Raw genomic sequence first — 22915 nt, forward strand, 5'->3', positions numbered from 1 at the left:
ATAATCTGCTTAGAAATATTTTATAAAATTACTTTAGCATATATAAATATAATAATTTTTAAATATTAGAAAGCAAAATATAAAAATTGTGGCGTATAGCAAATTTACTTGCTATACATTTTTAGCGAACAATTTTTATTAGCAATAATAAAAAAAATAATAATTTCAACGAATTTCAAAAGAATATGGAAAGCGGTACAAGTTCATAAAAAAAATCTCACTAATATGTTAAAAAATCTAGTATGTGTTAATCGCATACTAGATTTAAAGCAAAATCAATTTTTCAAAATCTCGAAAATAATAACAGCAAATAAAAAGTTTTTTTACAGCTTTTTTAATATAAATCTGAGCATATCTTTTAACTACTTCTCAGTTAAAAAAATCAGACATCAAAATCACTTCAAAAGAAATTTATTTAAATCTTTAACATCATTCTTTGATGTAAAAAACAAATCAAAAAAATATTTATGCGGAGCAGTATAATGACTACGGAAAGACAGGAAGTAAAAAGCGAATACTTAATAGCAGCGTACGGCGATGCTATGCTTGACAGAGGCTTTACATCAATACCGAATACATTAATTTATTACAGAAAAAGACTTGGGCTAACAGCAAGCGAGTTTGAGTTTATTATCGCTGTAATGAGTTTGAGCTGGAAAAAAGAAAAGGAAATAAGAGATAAAGAAATCAATCCTACAGGAACACATTATTCACGACAGAGACAGAGTCTGTATGCAAAAGGCTATTTAACTTTTACAACTAGATATATTTATAAAGACAATAGATTCTGCGGAACAGGAACGGTATATAATTTTGCAGGATTAAAAAAAGCAATAGAGATGCTTGTTGAAGAAGACAGAGCAATACGCAATATGGATGCACCTGTTGAACAGAAATACGATGAGCCTAGCTTGTTTAATGAAGATGTAAACACAGAACCTTTACAGCCTAGAAAATTAATAAAAAAAGAAAAAACAGAAGAAGAGAAAAAAGAAGCTGATGATTTTAAAAAATTCTGGGATAAATATTTTAATGTGCATGAAGAGGTTTTAGGGTTTAAATTAGATTTCAGAAAAAATACAAAATATAAAGAGTATTTATTAGAGCATTATAGAAAAAGAACTACGGACAATATAGATGATGCTTTAATAATTGCTAAAGAATATTTTTTAAGATTAGCAGAAAATAAAAGAGACAGTATAAAATTTCAAAACTTAGTAGGATTAGCATTGAAAGGAAATCTACAAAAAGCAGAAGATAAAAAAATAGATGATGCTAAAAAATATTTTTTTGAAGAAAATAAAACAGATAAAGAAAACAAAAAATACTCAATACCTCGAGGACTTGATAAATTAAATGCTTTATTAAATGAATTGGAAAAAGGAGGAAACATAAATGAAGCGTATGCTAAAATTGCAAATTGCGGATAGCAGTTATTGCCTTCTTAGCTATAAAAAACATTTGGAAGAATTGAAAAAAACGGCAAGAGAAGGCAAAGACCCGCACTGCACAAAATGCGATGAGTTTGGATTTGTAAAAGGTTCTAAAAGTATAGTTCCTATTGTTTGCTATTGCGTGAGTGATGAAAAAAGTAAGATAGAAAGAAAAATAGAGGACTTAGAAATAATAATAAAAAGATATAATACTGTATTTAATAAATTAGACAATGATATGACATTAAATATTTTTGCAGAAAAGTTTAATAATCAAAAGTTAGTAAGCAGTATAAAAAAATATTTAGAGTTAGGAAGTATGAACTCACTTTATATTGAAGGAGAAAGCGGAACAGGTAAAACTACAATGCTTAAAATGTTATGGCAGATATATGCTATTAATAATATTAAAGCATTGTATATGAAGGCATCTATTTTTGAAGATATGCATAAAAACTTGTTTAATAAAAATGCACAAGATAGAGATTTGAAATCAAGTATAGATGCCAAAATAGATAATATAAAATTTGCAGATATTATTATGATAGACGACATTGACAGTGTAGGTTTCCATTATGCTGCTGAAGGCTATTATAAATTATTTGATAAAATCAGAGAATTAGAAAAAACAGTGATACTAACATCAAATAAAAGCTATATAGGTTTAATGAACAGTCTAAATATTAAAACAAGAAAAGATAATATTGAGGAAATCAAAGGCAGGCTTACAAGCAGATTAAAGAACTTAAATATTATAGAACTAGAAATGCAGAAATATAAAGAATTAATAACTGCTTAAATAGTCAAAATATTATTTTGATTATTTTTATAAGATTTTATTAAAAGAGGAAAATATGTATGCTAACTATAATAACTGATAATAGTTTATTTTTTATTGAAAAACCTATGCACATATATAAAGCTGATATTAATGGATTATCAATAAACAAATATAATTTAATTATTGAAGATGATAAAAAATACAAATTCTTTATTTTATCTTCAGATTGCGTAGATACTATTGATAGAGGATATACCGAACTTCGTGATAAAATCATAGATAAAAATAATAATAATATAAAAACAGATTTAGTTATTGATTTTACAAATTATAAATAAGGATATAAAAAATGTATTTAGATGAATTATGTAGGCATTACATTCAAACTAAATTGGCTATTTTAGAAATGATATTAAATAGAATAGCAGAGGAATATCCAGACTTAAACAACTCTATGGTGATAAAAAGAAACAGATTAGAAATTAATAGTGATTTATGCGGATGTTATATAGATATAGATGACGGATTATTCAAAATATGTTTTGATGGAAAAGCACCATATTGCTATGAAGATTCAGAATCTTTGATATTGGATATAGGAGAGCGAATTAGTGAAAATGAATAATGCTATGTTCATAAGCTGTTAACAATGTTGATAACTTGTAAATAAGATGTTCAAAAATTAGGAGATAAAAAATGAATAAAGAAGATTTAATTATTAATGAATGTGAAGAGCTTAAAAACTTATTAATTAAGAAGAATAAAGATTATGGAAACAGTTATGATAAAACATTAGATGAGTTTGGAAAACAGATTGGGTTAGTAAGAATAGAAGATAAATTAAACAGATTAAAAACTCTTATACTATCAAAAGAAGAACCAATGGTAGAGGAAAGTATTATTGATACTGTATTTGATATAGCAGGCTATGCAGTTCTTTTTAGTATTTACTTAAAAGAAAAAGAAGAGAATAATAATGAGAAGAGATGAAAAAGCATATAAAAGATATCAAAGCAAAAAATGGCGTGCTTTTAGAGAAAGTTTTTTGAAAGAAAATCCGCTTTGCAAAAACTTTGCTGAGTGTCATAATTTTGCTGAACATGTGGATCATATAAAAAGAATAGAAAGTGAAGATGATCCTCTGTTTTATGACAAAAGTAATCTGCAGGCTTTATGCAAAAGGTGTCATAGCAGAAAAACAGCAAAAGAAGATGGAGCTTTTGGAAATAAAAAAAAAGATTATTGATGAGGCTATTATGGAAACAGATAATATAGAATATATACATTTAGAAAAAAATACATCTGAAGGAAAAGTATTAATTGATATAAACAATGTCAATGGTGAAGACATTATATATTTATTATCTGAGTTTATAGACTTTATAAGTAAAAAAGAAAATAAATATACCTTCAAATGTATTTTTAATAATGATAGATAAAGCAATAATGAAAAAACTAGAATTAGAAAATAAAAGAGGAAATAAAGAATGAGAGAGTTAAACTTTATAGAAGATAACGGACTTTTTGGTATAACTTTTAAGTCTGATAATAAATCAGAAGCTAATACTATTATGAATGCTATACAGAGGTTTATATCAAAAAATAGTGATAATGAAATAAAAGAAAATATTAATGACAACAGTAAATCTTCTGTAAAAGACTATTCAAGATGTCCTATAGATGGTCCTAGTAAAGATGTATATTTAAATTTATTTAGTGATGACAAATTAATTGAGTTGTATAATAGTGAGGAATTAGAGCAAGGGCATAAAGATTATATAAAAAACGAATTAAATAAAAGAGGTATTTTTGATTTAAGTATGACTAAATCAAAAAAGAAAAGCAGTAATAATAACAATACTAAAAAAGAAAAAAAATCAAACACAATAATAGAAAATATAAAAGAGCATGAACTTAATAATAAAATAAAAAGTATAAAAAATGGAAGAGATATTACACAGCTTTCTAATGAGGAATTAGAAGAAATAGCTTTATTGGAAAGTGAATTAGCTTCTATATGTGGATATTCAGAAACTGCAAAACATATTTTACAAGGCAAAAAGTTTAATCATAGCCGTGAACTTGAAAATAAAATAACACAGGGCAGAAGACTATCAGAACTTACTCTTGAAGAATTGAAAGAATTAGAGAAAGTAACAATGCTTGATAATTATAGAGAAGATATACAAAAAGAAATTTATAAAAGAGAAAATAAATCTTTTGAAGAAACATTAAAAGAAAACAATGAGATAATATCTTTCTCAGAAGATGAAGAACAGTCTAATTATAAAATAGATGAAGATGAAGATCCATTAAGTGTAGATACTGATAATATAAATAATTGGGATTTTGATGCAGACGGTGATAAAGTAGATGCAGATGGTAATAAAATGCTTTTTGATTATTGAGGTTTATAAATGAAAGGCACTATTATAATATTTGATAATACAAAAGAAAATCAAACTCTGATAAAAACCAAAGGTAGCTATGAAGATATTTTAATAGGATATGCAACACTTATATATCAAACTGCTATAAACACTAAGAAAAAACCTGAAGATGTTGTTTTGGATATATTATATAAAGTGAAAGATAATAAAGAAACTTTGTATAAATATATAAAAAAGAATAAGGGAAATAAAAAATGATTTGTGATATATGTAAAAAAAATATAAATGATGATGAGATATTGGAAGGACAAATAAATATTAAATATAAGGATAAAGATGGTATAGAAAAAGAGAAAGAAAAAGAAGGTAAACTTTGTATATCATGCTTAGAAGGTTTATCGAAGTATATGGGTATTCCAATAACGATTGTTTGTGAGGAAGAAGATAATGAAGAATAATAAAGAAAAAATAATAATATCAAGAATATTTACTAGATTATTTTTTACTTATCAAAAAGATATGGCAGTTATGGAAAATGGAAAAGATAAATCTATAATATTTTGTTTTACAATAGAAAACTTTTATCATAATGGTAAAAGCAGAGATTTTAATTTAATATATAAAAAGAAAATAAAAAGATTTATTTTATATAGCAAAGGAAGTAAAAAATTATATTCAAGTAATTGTTTAAATAAAGTTTTAAATTATCTAAAAATGATGCAAATCTTAGGAAGAGGACTTAATAAGTAACATATAAAAGAGATAAAAATATATGATTAAAGCGATTATTAATTATAAAGATGTAAATGATGAGTTCAGAAGAATGAATGATATTCTAGGAATATTAAAATATAAATACAAAAATATTAATGTTAGTTATAAAAAACTAAAAAAGAAAAATGAATTGTTTCTAACTATTAATAATGAAAGATTGGAGTGTCATCATAGTTTAGAGTTTTATATGCAGGCGGTAGAAAATATATTGAATAAGGTTTGAAAATGCTTAATAAAAAAATAATAATTTTAAGAGAAAAAGTAAAAAGTATATTAAAAAATATGCTTCCGTTTCATGACTTAGACTTTAATATTCATTTTGATAGAGATTACAAACAATTAAAACATATAGATTTATATATGCATCATGAATATATAAGAATAAAAAAAGGAACTAAAGTTGAAAATATATCTGATATGAACAATAAAATAAGAAAATGTTTAAAAGATATATATAAAGAGTTTCAGGAAGAAATACAGAACTTATTTGATAGGAGTTATTATGATCTTGAAGAATAAAGCTAATAAATATAAAGCTATTTATAAACGAATAAAAAGGCGTGTTAGATATGACTGGCATAAAAAGATAAGTTATAAAAAGGAAAAAGATGTCATAGCAAGATTAAAAATATTAATAAAAGTCGGTAAAAAATATCAATGCTTATTATTCAAGAGAGTTTCAAAACTTCCAAGAAAATTAGCACTATCATATAAAAATTATTATAGTAATGTGGAGATATATAAATGATGTATAATTTTTTATCTATATCTTGGCATATACTAGGATTTATATTCTTATTTATTAGTATAGCAAATAAAAATATTATAGGTAAAGCATTTTATTTACTTTGTTTCTTTTTATCAAATATTGCTGCTTTACTTTGTGATATAGTAATAAAATTAAATTAGGAGTTGTTATGTCAGATCATAACATTGTAACATTAATAGGAAGGCTAACTGCTGACCCGCAGCGAAAATATACACAAGGAGGAATGGAAATTGCTGAGTTTTCTATAGCAAACAATTATTATGTAAGTACAAAAAACACTACAGAAGTAAATTATTTTGATATAGTAGCTTTTGGAAAATTAGCAGAAACAGTAAGTAAATATCTTATAAAAGGAAAGCAAGTTTTGATATGCGGAACACTAAGGCAGGAAAGATGGCAGGATAAAAATACAAACACTACTAAATCTAAAGTGAGAATAATTATGCAGTCAATGCAGATGCTTGCTGATAAAAAAGATGTGAATAATGCAGTAGAAAATAATAGTCAGGAAGATGATGAGGAGGTACCGTTTTAATAATACATAGTTATAAAAGTTTATATTCTTTTTATTAAATGAAGGCTTTTGTCTTTAATTTAATAAAAAGGTATAAACATGGCTTCTAAAAGCAATAATAAATTAATAGCACAAAACAATAATAATATAATAACAGAAAAACAAGCGGAACTTCTCATTAAGCAAGCTAACTACTTAAATATACTTGACTATATGAAAGAAGAGCAGCTTATTAAACAGATAGATTATGAAACAGAAAAAGAAAACTTTTTTAAGCAATGTTCAAAAACAAAAAGCAATCACACAAAAAGACAATATAGAAACGGACTTAATAAACTAGAGAAATACTGTAGTATGAATAATAAGAATATTTTATTTATTAAAGCAAGAGAAGCTGATGATTTTATAACGGAAGTCAATTCAAGTGAACTTTCTAATTTAAGTATACGTGCATTAGTTTCTTCATGTTCCTCTTTCTTTTCTTTTTTAGAGAGAAGATATCCGTTTATGAAAAATCCTTTTCGAGGTACAAAAACTTGTCCGCCTGTGAAAAATAAAAAACGTTTGGAAGTACCTACTAAAAAAGAAATTGAATTAATAATTAAAGATATAGCAGATCCTCTTATAAAAGTGGCCATCATTTTTATAATGGAATGCGGAGTACGTGTTGGTGCTTTACCTAAACTAGAAATAAGAAATAACAAATATTATTCATATTCAAAAGGCAAGGAAATAAGCTGGAAAGTTACAGATAAAGTTATTAAATTATTAAAACAGAATAATATTTCTTTTAATTGTCCTTTCAAAAATAAAAGTTCTGAAGTGATAAGAAACATTTTTTATAGGAGTTCAAAGCGTTTATATAAACAAGGCAAAATAAAAGCTGCCTACTCTATACATGATATAAGGCATTATTTTGCTGTTACTTTATACAAACAAACTAAAGATATAGAACTCATTAGGCAGGCATTAAATCATAGCAGTATAGCTATAACAGGAATATACTTAAAAAGTTTGGAGGCAGAATAATGAAAAAAAGATTAGTAGTTTGCAGATTTAATTATAAAGAATATAAGTTATTAAAAAGATTAGCTAAAGAAAACAATATGAGCGTACGTAAGTATATTAAAAAACTTATTTTAGATTATATCAATTAGATACAGTGTTGCGATAATTACTGTTATCGCAACACTTTATTTATTAATTTCCATTTATAATATTAGAAACATGAGATTGTGAAATATTAATATATTTACCTATTTGATCTTGAGTATAATCATCTCTATATAGTTCTTTAACTTTTGTTATTAGTTCAGTTTTAGTAACATTATTATTTGAATCTATACATGTTTTTTCAATAACACTATTACCAAATATTTTTTCTTTATATGTATGGGTATTATTATTATCATTAATAGTTAGTTCTAAGGATTTTTTTGTTAATGTTAATGTAGCATTATCATAACTTGAATCATTTAAGGTATTGAATGCCTTTTCTTTTAATTTTTCCATATTATGTATATCTTGACATTCTTTCATTCTTGCAATTCCTATAGGTTCTCCAATATTTTTAGGATAAATATAACCTCTGTCAAATGCATCTGCAATATCTTTATTGTTCATTTATTTTTCTCCTTTATTTTTTTCTTGTAAAACTTTAGAAATATAAGATTGTGATAAACCTGTTATAGAAGCTATAGAAACTTGAGTCATTCCTTCACTTCTCATTTTTAATATATCTTCTTTTTTTATATCCCTTTCGTTATTAATATCTTTAATATATTCAGAAGATAATTTAAAAGATATATTGTCTGTATCATTTATTTTTATATTAAAATTCTCTCTATCTTTTTCTATTATTATCTTTTCATAAGATAATAATAATTGTTTTAAAGTTAATTTTAATAATTGCAAAAAAATGATGTTTATCATTATTATATTCCTAAAATATTAGTTATAATCTATAGTATAATTAATATTTTATATTTTGTCAATAGTTTATATAAGAAACCGATAATAAAAATATATTTTTTGACAAAAATGCAATTCTTTAATATAATACAAAAATAATAATATTGGGTATAATTTTTATGGAAAAAGATAGACAAGAAGAACTATATAAATTTATTTCTATAGATAAACTTGAATTAGATAAAGAAAATCCAAGAATAGCAAAAAAAGATAGGAATAAAGATGATTATGATATTTTAAAAGGAATGTGGAAAAGTTTTTCTTTAGAGGATTTAATAATATCAATAGATCAAAATGGTTTTATTCCAGCAGAACCATTAATGGTAGTAAAAAAAGATGATGAAAATGATAAATATATTGTAGTTGAAGGTAACCGTAGATTATCTGCTGTTATGTTATTAACTGATAAAAAATATAAAAATGATTCTTTTTTTGCAGATAAATTGTCTCCATATAAAAATCAAGAAATTAAAGAGTTACCATGTTATATATTTGATAAAAAAGAAGATATAGAAAATGCATTAGCTGTTAGACATATAAGCGGTATTAAGAAATGGGATGCTAAGGAAAAAGCAGAGTTTGCAATTCGTTTATATAAAAAAGAAAATAATATAAAAAATGTTACTAAAATTATAGGTAGTAAAACTAATACAATAGGAGCATTAATATATTCATATTTTTGGTTAGAATATTTAATAGAATCAGAGGAAAATCGAAGAAATGATTTAGAAAATTTATTTGAAAATAAATTCTCTCTTTTAAATTTAGCATTAGGACAAAGCAATATAAGGAATTTTTTAAATATTAATGATAAATGGGATACTATAGATTATAATGTAAGAAAATATGGAAAAGGTAGTAAAGAATATGATAATATGCTCTATTTATGTCTATGGTTATCTGATAATAGAATTATTGTAGATTCAAGACAAATAACAGGTGGAAAAACTAATCCTGTATCATTATCAGCCGTACTCAGTGATAATGAAGCAACAGATTATTTAAAGAGTAGAACAGATGCCAATTCTGAATTACCTAATCTATTAGTAGAAGCTTATAATAGAATAGCTGTTGATTCTAATCTAGTAGTTAGATTTGAAGAAACTTATAATAAAATAACTCAATTAATGTATATTTATAAAGAGAAGAAAAATAATTTAAGTTCTAAAACAATAGAAGAAATAAATAGATATTGTGATAATATAAAAAATATAGTATCTACTAATTAAATCTGGATAAAAAAATGCCAAAATTTGATATTTTAAATGATGAAAAAATATTAGAATTAGAATTGTTAATATATAGAAGTAAAAATAATTTATTTAAAACTATTGATGATTTGATTATAGATTTAGATATTTACAGTACTAGTGAATTTGAGGCTAATGAAGATTTAAATAGTTTTAATGAAGAAGACGAAGAAAATGTATTCTTATCCGATATTGAATTAAAAAAGACTCAACTAAAAGAAGAATTATATAATTTAATACAAGTTTTCGATTATAAATTACCATTTAATTTTAAAGATGATATATTGGAATATAATGTAAAGAATATACCGAATAAATCATATTTATTTTGTTTATATCTTGCAAAAAATGGTGCTGGTATAGATAAGGAAAAAAATATAATTTCAGATGATTTTGGAAAATATTTTGAACATATAACAGAAATAGCATTAAAAAAAAGCAGACCAGACTATAACATAAAAAGAATAGAAAATGTAAGAAATGAACTTGAAAAAATATGCTATGAACTAGGAATATGCTTTCATAGTATAGATAGACTCAATAAAAATGCTCAAGATGCTGGTGTAGATTTAATAGCATATAGAAAAACACATAAAAATGCTTTGAGAGGCCATATAATATTAGTTCAGTGTGCTGCTGGAAAGAACTATCAAAAAAAAGATAAAGATATTAATATAGATCATTGGAAAGGATATATGGGTGATTTGTATACTCATTCAAAAATGATTTCTATACCTAATATATATCTTACAAGAGAAAGGCATGAATTGGGTGGAAGTACCTTAGGAGATGCAGGAGAAATATTTGATAGAATTTGTTTACTTCAATTTATAGATGAAACTAAATTAAAAGAACAATATAAAGAAACTTATGATATTATTCAAAAATATGAGTGGATTAAATGAAATTTATAGATTTATTTGCAGGTATAGGTGGATTTCATTTAGCATTAAATAAATTAGGATATGAATGCGTTTTTGCTTCTGAAATAGATACTATTTTACAAGATACATATAATAAAAATTTTGGTATTATTCCTTATGGAGATATATCAAATATTAGTTTAAAAGATATACCTGAACATGATATTCTATGTTCGGGATTTCCATGTCAACCTTTTTCTAAAGCTGGTGAAAGAAAAGAAACAGAAGATGCAAGAGGGTTATTGTTAAATTATGTTGAAAAAATAATATTAAATCATAAACCATCTTTTTTTATATTAGAAAATGTAGAAAGATTTGGTAAATCTAAATTAAAAAAAGATTTTACTAACAAAGTAGAAAGTTTATACAATATACAATATATTATAGTATCTCCAGATCAATTGGGTATACCACAACATAGACCTAGAATATTTATAATTGGTCAAAAAATAACTAATTCCATAATAAAAGATATCAATAAATTACAATACAAAAAAGTAAAGAAGAATTTTTATAAAATTAAATATCATAATATAAAGTACGTTGAAGAAAGCAAATTATCTATATTAAAGTTATGGCAAAATATTATTAATGAATTACCAAAAGATGAAAATATTTATAGTCCATTATGGAGTACAGAATATATGGCTACATATCCATTTATGGATAAAGCTACCATAAATTATTCAAGTTCAGAACTAAACAATTATAATGGAATATATGGTGCTAGTTTAAAAGATTTAACAAAAAATGAACAAATAAATTTACTACCTAAATATGCTAGAACTAATTCTGAAAAATTTCCAAATTGGAAAATAAGATTTATAAAAAATAGTAGAGATTATTGTTTAAAAAATAATAATGTATTCTCTAAATATATAAATGAATTAAGTAAATTAAGTTTAAGTCATCAGAAATTAGAATGGAACATAAAAAATAATGATTCCAGAAATCTGCATGACTATATAATACAATTTAGACCATCAGGTATTAGAGTTAGTAAAAAAGATAGATTTCCATCTTTAGTATCTATTAATTTAACACAGATACCTATAGTCTCTAGTGATGGAAATAATTTTAGATACATAACTACAGAAGAAGCATTAGCATTACAATCTTTCCCAAATAATTTTATTTTACCAGAAGATTATTCGAAAGCATTTAAAGCATTAGGTAATGCTGTTAATGTAGATATAGTCTATCAGATAATGAAATATATAACAAGTTAATATCTAAAAATTAGGATAATTCCTATTATTTATTTCATCTACTTGTTCATTATAGGAATCTCCAAGTAGTTTAATTGTTTTTTTTAAATTAATTGGTTTATTTTTAAACTTAATACCAGTAATATTAAGTTTTTTAAATTCCATTTGGTGAGAAAAATCTTTAAAATCAGCATTTCCATATATATAAACATTACTAAAACATGCTTGATTAATTTGATTATTTTTATTTGTTTGAAAATAAGCACGTTTAAATGTTACATTCTTTTTAAAATCTATATTTTTAAAAATTATATTTCCTATAAATGTAGCTGAAAATTCTACATCATATTCAAATATTAAATTTTTAAATGATATATTTTCATATTTTCCAATAAATGTAACCTTATTTTTGAATATAATATTTGATATATTTACATTATTTGGTATATTGTAATTATCTGTATCTATTATTTGGAGTTCATTTAATTCTATCATAAGATAAATCCTTAAAATTAATTTATAATTATTTATTTTAGTATAATTAAGAAAAAATAACAAATTTTAATTTAATGTGAATGAATAGATAACTATTTCGATAACCTTTATTATCGCAACACCTATAATTAATAAATTATATATTTAATTCTTTTAATACAGCATCTCTAATGTACTGAGATACACTGACATTATTCTGTTCTGCTTTTTCTTTTATTAGGAGCTGTTCTTTTTCACTAACACGCATATATAATTTAATGTCAAGCCTATCTTCTGTTATTCTTTTTCTGCCTGAACCTTCACGAGCTCCGCCTGTATTTGCTCTAGCACCACCCCAGCTATTTTTTTTATTATCCATTATTATGACCTCTTTTTAATAAAAGAACTAATACTACTATATTAAGTGATAATGATACTACAGATAATATTGCATTTACAGTTGTTAACATCTTGACAACTCCTTCATAATGTATATAATATTAACTATGGAAGTCAGGAGCCAAGTCGGCTAACTTAGCTCCCTTTCGTAACTAATAAAAATTATTTTTTAATTTTTATTAGCTTAACCACAATTACGATAAGTGTCAGGATATCAATAATTGTAGCTATGAAAGTTAAGACTTCCATAATTACCTCCTTCATTTCTTTAGGATTAATTATATTATACCACACTTGATGATTTTGTCAATACTTTTTCTACAAAAAATAATAGTTTATTTTAATTTTTTTCTTATCTGAATTATAACTGATTTATATTTGCTTGGCGGGGGGGGGGGATAAAATCTCTGCAGGCTTTTACTCGGTGCAACGAGTGGGGAGTCTTTTGTGCATGGCGATAATTTTTTTATTAGGGGGTACTGATAAAATTAGTGATATTATTATAATATAAAAACGCCTTCAGTTTCATAAATACTTTTAGTATCTTCAAAATGATTTTTAATCACTCTATGAAGAGCCATAATTGAGGCTACAACACCATCTATTCTTTTATATGATCTTCTTCTGTCAGGTTTTACAGGCAAATAATTATCCCTCCCATCCGTTTTTACTTTACAGCAGCTTATCATCCAATTAAGAACTGCATTATTACCATGAAGTAGTTTTCTTTCATCTATAGTTTTTTCAAATAAAGAAGTTCCTTCAGATAAACCGCCGACTGCAAAAGATTGCCTAACCTGTTCCATTTTGAAGCCCTCACTTTCTAAGTGTGTTACTATTTCAATAGCTTTCCAAGGGTCATAAGCTATTTTTATAATTTCAAAATCTTTCGCATCATTTAGTATTGAGGATTCTATAACATCAAAATCTATTATATAATATACTTAGCGGTAATACCGGAGATGTTAAATTAGATTCAACTATTTCTGCTGGTATAGGCTACACTTCTGATGCTTTTGGTATAGGTGTTGGTTATAACTATACTTTGTTAAACGGACAGATAGGCGTACATACTCCTGTACTTATGTTTAATGCTTTAAATAACAATTTAAGAATAGCTATACCTATACAAGTAGCTGTAAAAGATTATGATTCTGGTAATAATAAAGTAACATATACAGGCGTAGCTTTCAATAATATACAGTTAAGATACTATACAGGCATAGATGCTTTCAATGCTGTAAGATTATATTTCTATTATAGAAATTCTACATTTAAAGATAAAAATTCTGATAATAGTGAGACTACAGAAATTTTCGGCTTCCAAACAAGATTCTACTTCTTAAATACTCAAATAGGAAATGTAACAGTTAATCCTTATTTGAAAGTTGCATTTGATACTGCTTTAAAAGGCGGAGTAGTTAATGGTAACTACACATATACAGCTGAGAATATTGGTGATGCTAGATTTATATTAAAAAATGGTAAACAATCAGATATATATGAAAAAAATCCTTATAAAGTATCAGTTGCTGCTGTATTGGGTATAACTGCTAATTATCTTCTGTTTTTACTCCTAATTGATATATTAATTCATCGTATTTGGAATTATTTTCATTAACTGAAGCATAAACTGTATTAGAAATATTTTCTTTTATACTATTTTCCAAATCTTTATAATTTTTTCTTAAATCTGATATCTCTTTAAAATTCTTGAGATTCTGCTCCAGCATTATACTATTGTAATTAGAATTATTTTTCTCTATTCTTTCATCTATCTTTTCATCTACACTATTTGACAATTCTTCTTTGAGATTATTTAAATTTTCTTTTTCTTCTTCTAGGAATTTAGTTTGTTCATCTCTGCTTTCTTCTAGCTTATTAGTTAAAATATCTATTTCTTTTTTATTATCTTCTGTTTTTACTCCTAATTGATTTATTAATTCATCATATTTGGAATTATTTACTAAGATAGAATCTTCTAAATCTTTCTGTACTTTTTTTAAGCCATACAATTCTTTAAAAGTCTTAAGATTATGTTCTAACGCTATGCTGTTATAAGTAGTATTATTTTTTTCTATTTTTTCATCTATCTTTTCATCTACACTATTTGATAATTCTTCTTTGAGATTATTTAAATTCTCTTTCTCTTCTTTTAAGAATTTAGTTTGTTCTTCTCTGACTTCCTCAAATCTAGTGTTTAGGCTGTCTATTTCTTTTTTATTATCTTCTGTTTTTACTCCTAATTGATTTATTAATTCATCGTATTTGGAATTATTTTCATTAACTGAAGCATAAACTGTATTAGAAATATTTTCTTTTATACTATTTTCCAAATCTTTATAATTCTTTCTTAAGCACCATTGCCGGATATTAATAAAGCCTCTCCATCAAAAGCATACTCATTTATTCTATAATATTCTCTAGCACAAGTATAAAACCTATATTGTCCGTTTTCTTCCATAGCATTAGCATCTAATTTTCCTGTTTTTATACTTTTACTAATTTCAGATAATTTTTTTATTTTCCATTCATCTTTAAAACCCTTGAATCGAACTTCACCGCTTAACACTCTTTGCATTACGCCTTTCTTATAAAGCTCTTTCTTCTCTATTAGTTTAGTAAGGTTCTCTATAACATCATCGCATAATGACAAAACTTCGGCTATACGCTTTTGTTCGTCTAGGGGCGGGAATGGAATTATCATATTGAAAAAATCTTCTATAGGAACATTTAATAGTCCATGATTTCTGACTCCCTCTTGAGAAATAATACTTAATTGTCTATTTAAAATACCTACATCAAATAAATATTCAAAAAAATTACTATTACCCTCAGTTATTTTAAAATAAATATACAATGATGTAGCAACCCCAACATCATAATTTTTTAATTTCCTAAAAACTCCATATGGATAACCACGACAATAACTTTTATTATAGCAAAAATCTCCTTTGTACAATAAAATATATTTTGATAAATCTTTACTAGCTACAATTTTACTAAAAAATTTGTCTTGCTTTATAAATCCATATTCTGCTGAAATTGTTAATACATTATCATTGTTAATTGTATTTTTTCTTGTAATTCTTTCTGTTATATCGCCTAGACGTTTTAAAGTCCAACCTGTAGGGAGTGAGTGGTTCATTATGCCTCCTTTTCATACTATTGCAGTCTTTTTGCTTCTTTGTGTCAACAAAAGAAGTGGGGTGCGGCACGCTGTGTACTTCGTAGGGCAAAGCCCTGCAAAATTTTTAATAAAAAAATCTAATTTAAAGTATTCTAAACATTGAGGAAGCGGTAGATTTTTCATAAATATGCCTCTATTAAATATAATATGTAGTTCTTAACAATATTATACTATGATATATAAAAAATTCAAAATTATTATTAATTTATCAGATTCTTTACTTCGTCCCAGCTTAATTTATTTATGTCGCCCATAGAATCGCCCACTACAGTATCAATCAATAAACGCTTTTTATTCTGAAGTTCTAATATCTTCTCTTCTATGGTGCCTCTTGTGATGAGCTTATAATTAGTTACAACGCGTTTCTGTCCTATTCTGTATGCTCTGTCTGTTGCTTGATCTTCTACTGCTGGATTCCACCATAAATCATAATGCATCACAGTATCAGCCTGTGTTAAGGTGAGTCCTGTTCCTGCTGCTTTAAGGCTAAGTAAGAATATAGGTGCTTCTCCTGCATTAAATCTATGAACTAAATCCATTCTGTCCTTTGTAGAGCCGTCCAAATAAAAATAATCTATTCCCAATTTCTTAAAAGCAATACGCATGAGATTAAGCATTCTAGTAAATGAGCTGAATACCAATACACTATGTCCGCCTGAAATAGCTTCTTTAATCATCTCTATAAACATATTAAACTTACCGCTTGTATGACTCTCGCCTCGTAAATCTTCATGCATTAATCTTGGGTGGCAGCAAACCTGTCTTAATCTTGTTAATGCTGAAAATATTTCTATATGAGACTGAGCAAAACCTTTTCTTTTTACCGTTTCAAATATTTCTATTCTTGCCGCTTCAAGTATAGACATATAAAGTTCTTTTTGATCTTTAGTTAAATCGCAGTAGCTTACAACGGTATGTTTAGGAGGCAAATCTGTAAGTACATCAGTTTTTAATCTTCTTAATATGAAAGGTGCTATTCTAGTCTTTAAATTATCCAAAGCCTCGCTTGAACTGTCCAACCCTGCAAGTATAGGAGCTTCATAATCTTCAACAAAATCCTTATGCTTGCCCAAAAATCCAGGCATAAGAAAATCAAACATTGACCACATCTCGCTTATACTGTTTTCTATAGGCGTACCGCTTAAAGCAAGTCTTTTTAACGATTTTAAACTTTTAACCATTTTTGCATTCTGAGTATTGGCATTTTTTATATGCTGAGCCTCATCAAGTATGAGATAGTTAAACTCATTTTCACTCAATGCTTTTACATCGCGTCTTAATGTAGAATATGATATTACGGCAACATCATAATTACTTACAGCTTTTATCTTTTTCATTCTTGTTTTTAAATTGCCTGATAATACTATTACTTCAAGAGAAGGAGCAAATTTTTTAATCTCGCATTCCCAATTAGCAACGCATGAAGTAGGAGCAACAACTAAAGAAGTAAGTTTATTTCCATTTTCTTTTTCTTTTAATATTGTAGCTATAGTCTGAAAACTTTTACCAAGCCCCATATCGTCAGCAAGTATTCCGTTTAATGACATATCAGCCAATTTTCTAAGCCATTTATAACCTACTAATTGATAGCTTCTAAACTCTCCGACTATATCTTTAGGCGGTGTTTCATCATACTCAACCCTTTTTATATTTGCTATAGTATCCACAGCATTATCATCCAAATCAAGCTCTATACCGCTATGTTTCTCAAGCATATCAGCAAAATAAGGAGCACTGAACATAGGAAGCAAGTATCTGTTATCCTCTTTTTGTTCTATAGGATTTTCTTTAAACATCTTGGCAATATAATCAATTACTTCCAAATCTATAGGTACAAATGAACCGTTTTGAAGTCTTATATATTCTTTATTTTCTACTTTTACAGCCCTTACAATTTCAGATAAATCATGAAGCTCTTTAACGCCCTCAAAAGAAAAATTAATCTCAAAAAAGTTAATATCTTTAGTTAAAGAAACTCTCATTTTAAGAGGCTTAACATTCAATTTTAATGATTTAAAAGATTCACTATAATAACAAGTCCAACCCCTGTCCTGAAGTGCCGGAAGTATTTTGTAGCATAAATAAAATATCTTCTCATCATCAGAAGTAGCAAAAGTATAATCTCCTACTTTCTCCAAATATTTTGATAATGTTCTGCAGAAATATTCTTCCTTTTCATTATCCCTATAAATCTCTGTAACTTCATTATCAAACATATTGCTGCTTGTAAACTTTCCGGAATAAGGGTCAACAGTAAAAGAACCGTATTTGAACTTTATAGTTGAAAATACATTAGTGCCGTCATAATCCAAAAATACCAATGCCTGAGCTGGAAAAGCTAATATATCATTTTCTTTTATATCTTCAGGAAGCTCTATATTATCAAAGTCTTTTTTAAGATTAGGAAGCACCCTTGAACAGAAATCTTTTATATAATCTTTTTTTACTATTATACTGTCTTTAAAAATATTCTTTTTGATTTTAGGGTATGAAGGATTAGTTTCATAAAAAATATCTTTATAAAGTATAAAATCACAATTCTCACCGAATGTATATACTCTATTTAAATCAACATCTTTTATACTAAGATTAAGCACTAAATCTTTTTCTTCGTTATAATAGCTTTCCAACTGTAAATTTAAAATATCATCGCTGAATGTTATAACTCTGCTTTCAAGCCTTATATTAGGAACATCTTTTAAAAGCATAAGACACTGATAAGCATCATAGTCCTTAAACCATAATTTACCGTTTTCCTGTATTTGCTTAGCCTCAGCATACAAGTTATTTAAAAATCTTATTAATCTAGCCTCTGTCTTGCTGAAATCTTCAAGCTCTATAGTTTTTTCAATATCTTCTATGTTCTGCTTATCTCCAATAACGCATGAAAATAAGAAGCTCTCAAGCTCCCCTACCCTGTACTCTTTCTTATTTTCCAAGTCTATCAATTTCAATGAAAGCCCCAAAGTCCTTTCATTATTGCTGTCGCCCCTTAAAGATAATAACACCGATAAACTATAATACTCCCTATAAAGATTATCCCTGTAATTATCCATTAAAGGAGATCTTGTATAATAAAGCCAATTCTTACGCGAAGGATCTATTATTTGAGAGTTTTCCTCTTTTTTATTTCTGTCTATTCTCTTATTATCGCTTTCTGTAATAACAACGCTGTTTGCTATAGTTTTGATAGAAGCCTTTGCAAGCTCATCATTTTCTTTAGCATTAGCATTTAAATTTAAAAAAGGATTATCATTTTCCTTAATTTTCTTTTTAGACTTACCCCTAGTATTCATTCCCATAACCTTACTATATTTTTACACATCATTTTTAATGGCTTTTATAATAATAGAATTATTAAAAAAGTCAATATTATATATTGTATAAAAAAACATGATTTTTGATAATATGTAAAAAAGAATAGATTTTAATATATTATGATAACTAAATTATGTTAACACAATATGCATTTATAGTTGTTTTTTATATTATTCTATTGCAATATACTCAAATCTTTGAAATAATTTTGGGCATCATTATAACCCTGCTCTATTCTTCTTTCAGCACCTTTCGGAGAGAAATCAAGCACACCGTAAAAGAAATTGCCTAAGTCTTTGGAAGGATACATTTCATAAATATTAACATTATCTTTCTTTTTTACAGGCTTTTTATAATCCAAATGTATAACTATTATATCTGTACAATTTTCATAAAGATAAAGGGGCTCTATAGGACAATCATCTGTATAATAGCCGTCAAGATAGAATTTATTATCAATCTTTTCTGTTGGAAATACCGCTATGAGTGCAGAAGTAGCTAAAAGTATTTTTTTTATTCTTTCATTAGAATTGCCGTTTAATTTGAAGTATTTTGATTTTATAAAAAATGGAGCATTATATTCTGTACAGGAAGCATATATATTAAAATGATAATTTGACAAAAGATTAATATCTATATATTTATCTATAATTTCAATTAATCCTTCTCTTGAAAACATACCGAATATAGAAGATTTATCAATTTTAAAATAATCCTTAATCTTTTTAGACATTAGAATTTTTGTTTCTATTTCTTCTTTCCAAACTTTTACAGCTGTATCATAATTATTCATAGCCATAAGACAAGCATTCAAAGCACCTACAGAAGTTCCGGAAATAGCAGACACTTTATCATATATACCAGATTCTATTAAATATTTCCAAACGCCTATATGATAAGCACCTCTTCCCCCTCCGCCGCCTAATACAAGTCCGATTTTTTTCATATTCTGATTATTATAAAAAAATACTATTGCATATTAAATACACAATAGTATTATATTAAATTAATAATTAATTACCGCCATTATTCTGATTAAGTGAAGACTCAAGTCTCTTTCTTTCTCTTTCAGCCTGCTGCAATTCCGCCTGCATTTGATAATATGAAGCTAATCTCTGCTGTCTGTATTGTTCTATACGATCTTTTTCATCGTCCATTCTTCTTTTATTATCATCTAAACGGCTTCTAGTCATAGCAATACTATTTTCAACAATACCCCTTGTTTGAGAATAAGGAGTTATAAAATCGCTCATAGTATAAGCAACTCCTGTATCCGGTACATCATCGCCTGTGGTATCATTAGAAAATAATTCTTCTATACCGTCCATCTGCGTTTCTATTTTATTCATAAATTTTTCTTCATCTACTTGTAAGAAACCTTTTTTTACTTTAGACCATTCCTCTCCGGCATTTCCTCTGTTTATTCCTATCTGATCTAGAAGTGCCAATTCCTCACCGTACTCTGTTTCATAAGCATCAGCAACTATCATTCTCACCCTTTGAGATAAAGTGCTTACAAGAGTATTTCCGCTGAATACTCCTACATAATAAAGTTTCTTTCTCAAAGCATCATCTGTCATATCATAATTAAACTCTATTCCCAAAGTTGTAGCCAAATCATTTAAGTCGGTTCTATTCATAGCTTCAAGTCCGTCTCTAATATCTCTCGATAAAGGTCTTTGCGTAGTATCATTAAGAAGATCTATAACCTCATTATAAGCCCTTATAAAATTAGCTATAGCATTAACTACCCCCTCTTTATCAACTTCAATAGTGGTAGCAAATGCCTCAGGAGTAACTTTTTTAGCTGTGATATTAAGTCCATTAACTACATCATTAAACTCATTGCTTTCACTTAATACATCAACCCCGTCTATAGAAGCCCTAGCATCTGTAGCCTCTGAAACCAAATAATTAGGAGCATCTTCTTCCTTGCCCATATCCTCAACTAATAAATCCTTATAAAATACATTATATCCCGGATTCTTATTGATAAGAACAACCTCTGTTATTACATCGCCCGGTTCAAACTGTCCGCCTATAGGAATATTAAGTCTTTGCCATGAGGCACTTATAGTAGGTAAAGCAAAGAATTTTTCTGCCTCATCTCCTGCTTTATTTATATATTTTACGCCAATAATCTCAGAGTTAAAGCCTGTAGCATCTATCGGCTCAGGGGCTTCCGCTTCAAGTCCTTCTTTTGCCTTTCTTTCTTCTTCTAAGGCTTCTTTATATTTCTTTATATCTTCAAAAGTTCTGGAACTGTCTGCAGGCGATAAACCTTCTCCGTATAATTCAACATCTTTATATATTACGCTGTCTATTTTATTGAAAGTTATGCCTGTATCAGGTATAGACAAATCAACTGTAGGAGGCATAATAGGAGCTTCTTCATCATCTAAAGTATCAGAAACTCTCGCTGTTATAGATAAAGTAATATTTTCATTAGCTTCTGCCTCTCTATGCAATGGAAGTGATAATTTATTCTCGCCCTTTAATACTATAAAATCATTTTTTACCATATAATTAGTAGTTAAATTATCTGATTCATCTTCCCATTTATTCAAAAGCTGCTCATTAAATATATGTCCCAAATGCCTATAAGGGCGTCTAGTAAACATATTCAGCTCTTTCAATATACCAGAATCATCGCTTACAACTTCTACTATATTTTTAGAACCTGTTTTTACTAAGTCCATAGTAAGAACTTGTAAATTTCTTGATTTCTGAGTTATTGTAGTTTTTATTTTCTTACCGAATGCCTTATCTATAGCTTTCTGCAAATTTACCAAACTTCCGCCTGCAAAATCTATAGTAGTTTCTTCCTCTCCTATTTTCAGAACTATTTTTCCCGCAGGAAGAGTATCAGTCATATTGAAAGCCTTTGATGAGAATTTCTGGCTTGCTGCTATATCCTTAATAGCTATATCATAAGTGGTGGTATTTGCTAATCTATTGGCTGTTACTGTAAAATAATCCGGTATGCCTTCCCCCGTACCTACATAATTTTTGAAAGGAGAACGAAAGCCGTAAAGCTCTTTTGAGGCTGTAGATAGTGTATCTAATCTGGCTTTTAAATCCTCATAAGCAGATATTTGTCTTTGATAATCCCTTGCATTATCTGCCAAATTAGAAAGCGTGGTGCTTCTTTTATTTACCTCTGCTTCTACTGCATTTTTATATACTTCATCAAGAAAAGCTTCACTTGTTGCCATATACACACCTCTCCTTATAATAATATATATTAATAAAAACTAAAATTTTGATATATTTGTAAAATAAATCTATTTTTAAATTATCGGAACAATGAAAAAAATAATAAGAACAATATTTTTTACTATAAGATAGTCCTTTTTTATTAAACTTTAATAATCTGTTGCTTCTATAATTCAAAACCTTTATTTCAATATTTTTATAACTTCATTAACTTTTTTGATTATTTTTACATTACTTTCTGCAATATAAAGTATAAATACACTGCTTTGATTATCATAACAAACATACATAGTATCATTAAAACA

Annotated in this window: 31 protein-coding genes and 1 pseudogene; 22 read left to right on the plus strand and 10 right to left on the minus strand. The window is 26.7% G+C overall.

The window, feature by feature from the left end; translation table 11 throughout:
• Positions 1-482: 482 nt before the first annotated feature.
• The 18 genes from BFL38_RS01310 (at position 483) to BFL38_RS15305 (ending at position 7818) form a co-directional block, all read left to right on the plus strand.
• Positions 483-1430 (plus strand): hypothetical protein, encoded by a 948-nt coding sequence (locus BFL38_RS01310; protein ID WP_069725366.1) that lies wholly within the window; start codon positions 483-485, stop codon positions 1428-1430.
• Positions 1396-2232, plus strand: a complete 837-nt coding sequence (locus BFL38_RS01315) for a DnaA ATPase domain-containing protein (protein ID WP_069725367.1) — start codon at positions 1396-1398, stop codon at positions 2230-2232. Before BFL38_RS01310 ends, BFL38_RS01315 begins: the two co-directional genes overlap by 35 nt.
• A 59-nt stretch (positions 2233-2291) precedes the next feature.
• A complete protein-coding gene (locus BFL38_RS01320; protein ID WP_069725368.1) occupies positions 2292-2552 on the plus strand; it encodes a hypothetical protein in 261 nt (86 codons plus the stop codon).
• A gap of 11 nt (positions 2553-2563) precedes the next feature.
• The gene (locus tag BFL38_RS01325; RefSeq protein WP_013114189.1) at positions 2564-2839 is read left to right on the plus strand and encodes a hypothetical protein; all 276 of its coding nucleotides are present in this window, start codon (positions 2564-2566) and stop codon (positions 2837-2839) included.
• A 71-nt stretch (positions 2840-2910) separates the two neighbouring features.
• Positions 2911-3204, plus strand: a complete 294-nt coding sequence (locus BFL38_RS01330) for a nucleotide modification associated domain-containing protein (RefSeq protein ID WP_069725369.1) — start codon at positions 2911-2913, stop codon at positions 3202-3204.
• Positions 3191-3460 carry an HNH endonuclease signature motif containing protein gene (locus BFL38_RS01335; RefSeq protein ID WP_069725370.1) on the plus strand — a complete coding sequence of 90 codons (270 nt, stop codon included), beginning with the start codon at positions 3191-3193 and terminating at the stop codon, positions 3458-3460. The genes BFL38_RS01330 and BFL38_RS01335 overlap by 14 nt, the downstream gene beginning before the upstream one ends.
• A 10-nt stretch (positions 3461-3470) precedes the next feature.
• Positions 3471-3653 (plus strand): hypothetical protein, encoded by a 183-nt coding sequence (locus BFL38_RS01340; protein WP_142950317.1) that lies wholly within the window; start codon positions 3471-3473, stop codon positions 3651-3653.
• Between the two features lie 48 nt (positions 3654-3701).
• The gene (locus tag BFL38_RS01345; protein ID WP_069725371.1) at positions 3702-4622 is read left to right on the plus strand and encodes a hypothetical protein; all 921 of its coding nucleotides are present in this window, start codon (positions 3702-3704) and stop codon (positions 4620-4622) included.
• Positions 4623-4631: 9 nt separating this feature from the next.
• On the plus strand, positions 4632-4862 hold the full coding sequence (locus BFL38_RS01350; protein ID WP_069725372.1) for a hypothetical protein: 231 nt from the start codon (positions 4632-4634) through the stop codon (positions 4860-4862).
• On the plus strand, positions 4859-5062 hold the full coding sequence (locus BFL38_RS01355; RefSeq protein WP_069725373.1) for a hypothetical protein: 204 nt from the start codon (positions 4859-4861) through the stop codon (positions 5060-5062). The genes BFL38_RS01350 and BFL38_RS01355 overlap by 4 nt, the downstream gene beginning before the upstream one ends.
• The gene (locus BFL38_RS01360; RefSeq protein ID WP_083249357.1) at positions 5052-5354 is read left to right on the plus strand and encodes a hypothetical protein; all 303 of its coding nucleotides are present in this window, start codon (positions 5052-5054) and stop codon (positions 5352-5354) included. The genes BFL38_RS01355 and BFL38_RS01360 overlap by 11 nt, the downstream gene beginning before the upstream one ends.
• Positions 5355-5376: 22 nt before the next feature.
• Positions 5377-5601: a hypothetical protein gene (locus tag BFL38_RS01365; protein ID WP_069725374.1), complete on the plus strand. Its 225-nt coding sequence runs from the start codon at positions 5377-5379 to the stop codon at positions 5599-5601.
• Positions 5602-5603: 2 nt separating this feature from the next.
• The gene (locus BFL38_RS01370; protein WP_069725375.1) at positions 5604-5897 is read left to right on the plus strand and encodes a hypothetical protein; all 294 of its coding nucleotides are present in this window, start codon (positions 5604-5606) and stop codon (positions 5895-5897) included.
• A complete protein-coding gene (locus tag BFL38_RS01375; RefSeq protein WP_069725376.1) occupies positions 5881-6126 on the plus strand; it encodes a hypothetical protein in 246 nt (81 codons plus the stop codon). Before BFL38_RS01370 ends, BFL38_RS01375 begins: the two co-directional genes overlap by 17 nt.
• The gene (locus BFL38_RS01380; RefSeq protein WP_069725377.1) at positions 6123-6287 is read left to right on the plus strand and encodes a group-specific protein; all 165 of its coding nucleotides are present in this window, start codon (positions 6123-6125) and stop codon (positions 6285-6287) included. Before BFL38_RS01375 ends, BFL38_RS01380 begins: the two co-directional genes overlap by 4 nt.
• Before the next feature lie 8 nt (positions 6288-6295).
• The gene (locus tag BFL38_RS01385) at positions 6296-6682 is read left to right on the plus strand and encodes a single-stranded DNA-binding protein (protein WP_069725378.1); all 387 of its coding nucleotides are present in this window, start codon (positions 6296-6298) and stop codon (positions 6680-6682) included.
• 78 nt (positions 6683-6760) lie between these two features.
• Positions 6761-7690 carry a tyrosine-type recombinase/integrase gene (locus BFL38_RS01390; RefSeq protein ID WP_069725379.1) on the plus strand — a complete coding sequence of 310 codons (930 nt, stop codon included), beginning with the start codon at positions 6761-6763 and terminating at the stop codon, positions 7688-7690.
• A complete protein-coding gene (locus BFL38_RS15305) occupies positions 7690-7818 on the plus strand; it encodes a hypothetical protein (RefSeq protein ID WP_008729085.1) in 129 nt (42 codons plus the stop codon). Before BFL38_RS01390 ends, BFL38_RS15305 begins: the two co-directional genes overlap by 1 nt.
• A 43-nt stretch (positions 7819-7861) precedes the next feature.
• Here the strand turns inward: BFL38_RS15305 and BFL38_RS01395 are convergent, their stop codons facing one another.
• Both BFL38_RS01395 and BFL38_RS01400 read right to left on the minus strand, forming a co-directional pair.
• Positions 7862-8284: a hypothetical protein gene (locus tag BFL38_RS01395; protein WP_069725380.1), complete on the minus strand. Its 423-nt coding sequence runs from the start codon at positions 8282-8284 to the stop codon at positions 7862-7864.
• Entirely contained in the window at positions 8285-8593 is a 309-nt protein-coding gene (locus BFL38_RS01400; protein WP_069725381.1) for a hypothetical protein, read from the minus strand.
• A 158-nt stretch (positions 8594-8751) separates the two neighbouring features.
• Here BFL38_RS01400 and BFL38_RS01405 point away from each other — a divergent pair, with 158 nt between their 5' ends.
• Genes BFL38_RS01405 through BFL38_RS01415 form a run of 3 tightly spaced genes read left to right on the plus strand, consistent with a single transcriptional unit; the run spans position 8752 to position 12034 of the window.
• The gene (locus BFL38_RS01405) at positions 8752-9861 is read left to right on the plus strand and encodes a ParB N-terminal domain-containing protein (RefSeq protein WP_069725382.1); all 1110 of its coding nucleotides are present in this window, start codon (positions 8752-8754) and stop codon (positions 9859-9861) included.
• A gap of 14 nt (positions 9862-9875) precedes the next feature.
• On the plus strand, positions 9876-10787 hold the full coding sequence (locus BFL38_RS01410) for a hypothetical protein (protein ID WP_069725383.1): 912 nt from the start codon (positions 9876-9878) through the stop codon (positions 10785-10787).
• Positions 10784-12034 carry a DNA cytosine methyltransferase gene (locus BFL38_RS01415; RefSeq protein WP_069725384.1) on the plus strand — a complete coding sequence of 417 codons (1251 nt, stop codon included), beginning with the start codon at positions 10784-10786 and terminating at the stop codon, positions 12032-12034. Before BFL38_RS01410 ends, BFL38_RS01415 begins: the two co-directional genes overlap by 4 nt.
• A 3-nt stretch (positions 12035-12037) precedes the next feature.
• Here BFL38_RS01415 and BFL38_RS01420 read toward each other — a convergent pair whose 3' ends face one another.
• The 3 genes and pseudogenes from BFL38_RS01420 to BFL38_RS01430 form a co-directional block, all read right to left on the minus strand.
• Entirely contained in the window at positions 12038-12508 is a 471-nt protein-coding gene (locus tag BFL38_RS01420) for a hypothetical protein (RefSeq protein WP_069725385.1), read from the minus strand.
• 136 nt (positions 12509-12644) lie between these two features.
• Positions 12645-12866, minus strand: a complete 222-nt coding sequence (locus tag BFL38_RS01425) for a DUF6290 family protein (protein ID WP_008727272.1) — start codon at positions 12864-12866, stop codon at positions 12645-12647.
• A gap of 520 nt (positions 12867-13386) precedes the next feature.
• Positions 13387-13821, minus strand: a pseudogene (locus BFL38_RS01430) (terminase TerL endonuclease subunit); the annotation flags it as partial.
• A gap of 59 nt (positions 13822-13880) precedes the next feature.
• Between BFL38_RS01430 and BFL38_RS01435 the strand changes: the two are divergent.
• A complete protein-coding gene (locus BFL38_RS01435; RefSeq protein ID WP_256097186.1) occupies positions 13881-14507 on the plus strand; it encodes a variable surface family protein in 627 nt (208 codons plus the stop codon).
• Here BFL38_RS01435 and BFL38_RS01440 read toward each other — a convergent pair.
• The 5 genes from BFL38_RS01440 to fliD all read right to left on the minus strand — a co-directional run bounded on the left by BFL38_RS01440 (position 14440) and on the right by fliD (position 22609).
• A complete protein-coding gene (locus BFL38_RS01440) occupies positions 14440-15222 on the minus strand; it encodes a hypothetical protein (protein WP_069725388.1) in 783 nt (260 codons plus the stop codon). The genes BFL38_RS01435 and BFL38_RS01440 overlap by 68 nt on opposite strands.
• Before the next feature lie 17 nt (positions 15223-15239).
• Positions 15240-16034 (minus strand): restriction endonuclease subunit S, encoded by a 795-nt coding sequence (locus BFL38_RS15060; protein ID WP_069725389.1) that lies wholly within the window; start codon positions 16032-16034, stop codon positions 15240-15242.
• 242 nt (positions 16035-16276) lie between these two features.
• Complete coding sequence (locus BFL38_RS01450) at positions 16277-19372, minus strand: DEAD/DEAH box helicase (RefSeq protein WP_069725390.1); 3096 nt, start codon at positions 19370-19372, stop codon at positions 16277-16279.
• A 197-nt stretch (positions 19373-19569) separates the two neighbouring features.
• Positions 19570-20340, minus strand: coding sequence for a patatin-like phospholipase family protein (locus BFL38_RS01455; protein ID WP_069725391.1), 771 nt, complete (start codon positions 20338-20340; stop codon positions 19570-19572).
• Positions 20341-20407: 67 nt separating this feature from the next.
• Positions 20408-22609, minus strand: a complete 2202-nt coding sequence (gene fliD, locus BFL38_RS01460) for a flagellar filament capping protein FliD (RefSeq protein WP_069725392.1) — start codon at positions 22607-22609, stop codon at positions 20408-20410.
• Between the last annotated feature and the right edge of the window lie 306 nt (positions 22610-22915).

Origin of the sequence: Brachyspira hampsonii (assembly GCF_001746205.1) — a bacterium.
Taxonomy (GTDB): Bacteria; Spirochaetota; Brachyspiria; order Brachyspirales; family Brachyspiraceae; genus Brachyspira; species Brachyspira hampsonii_B.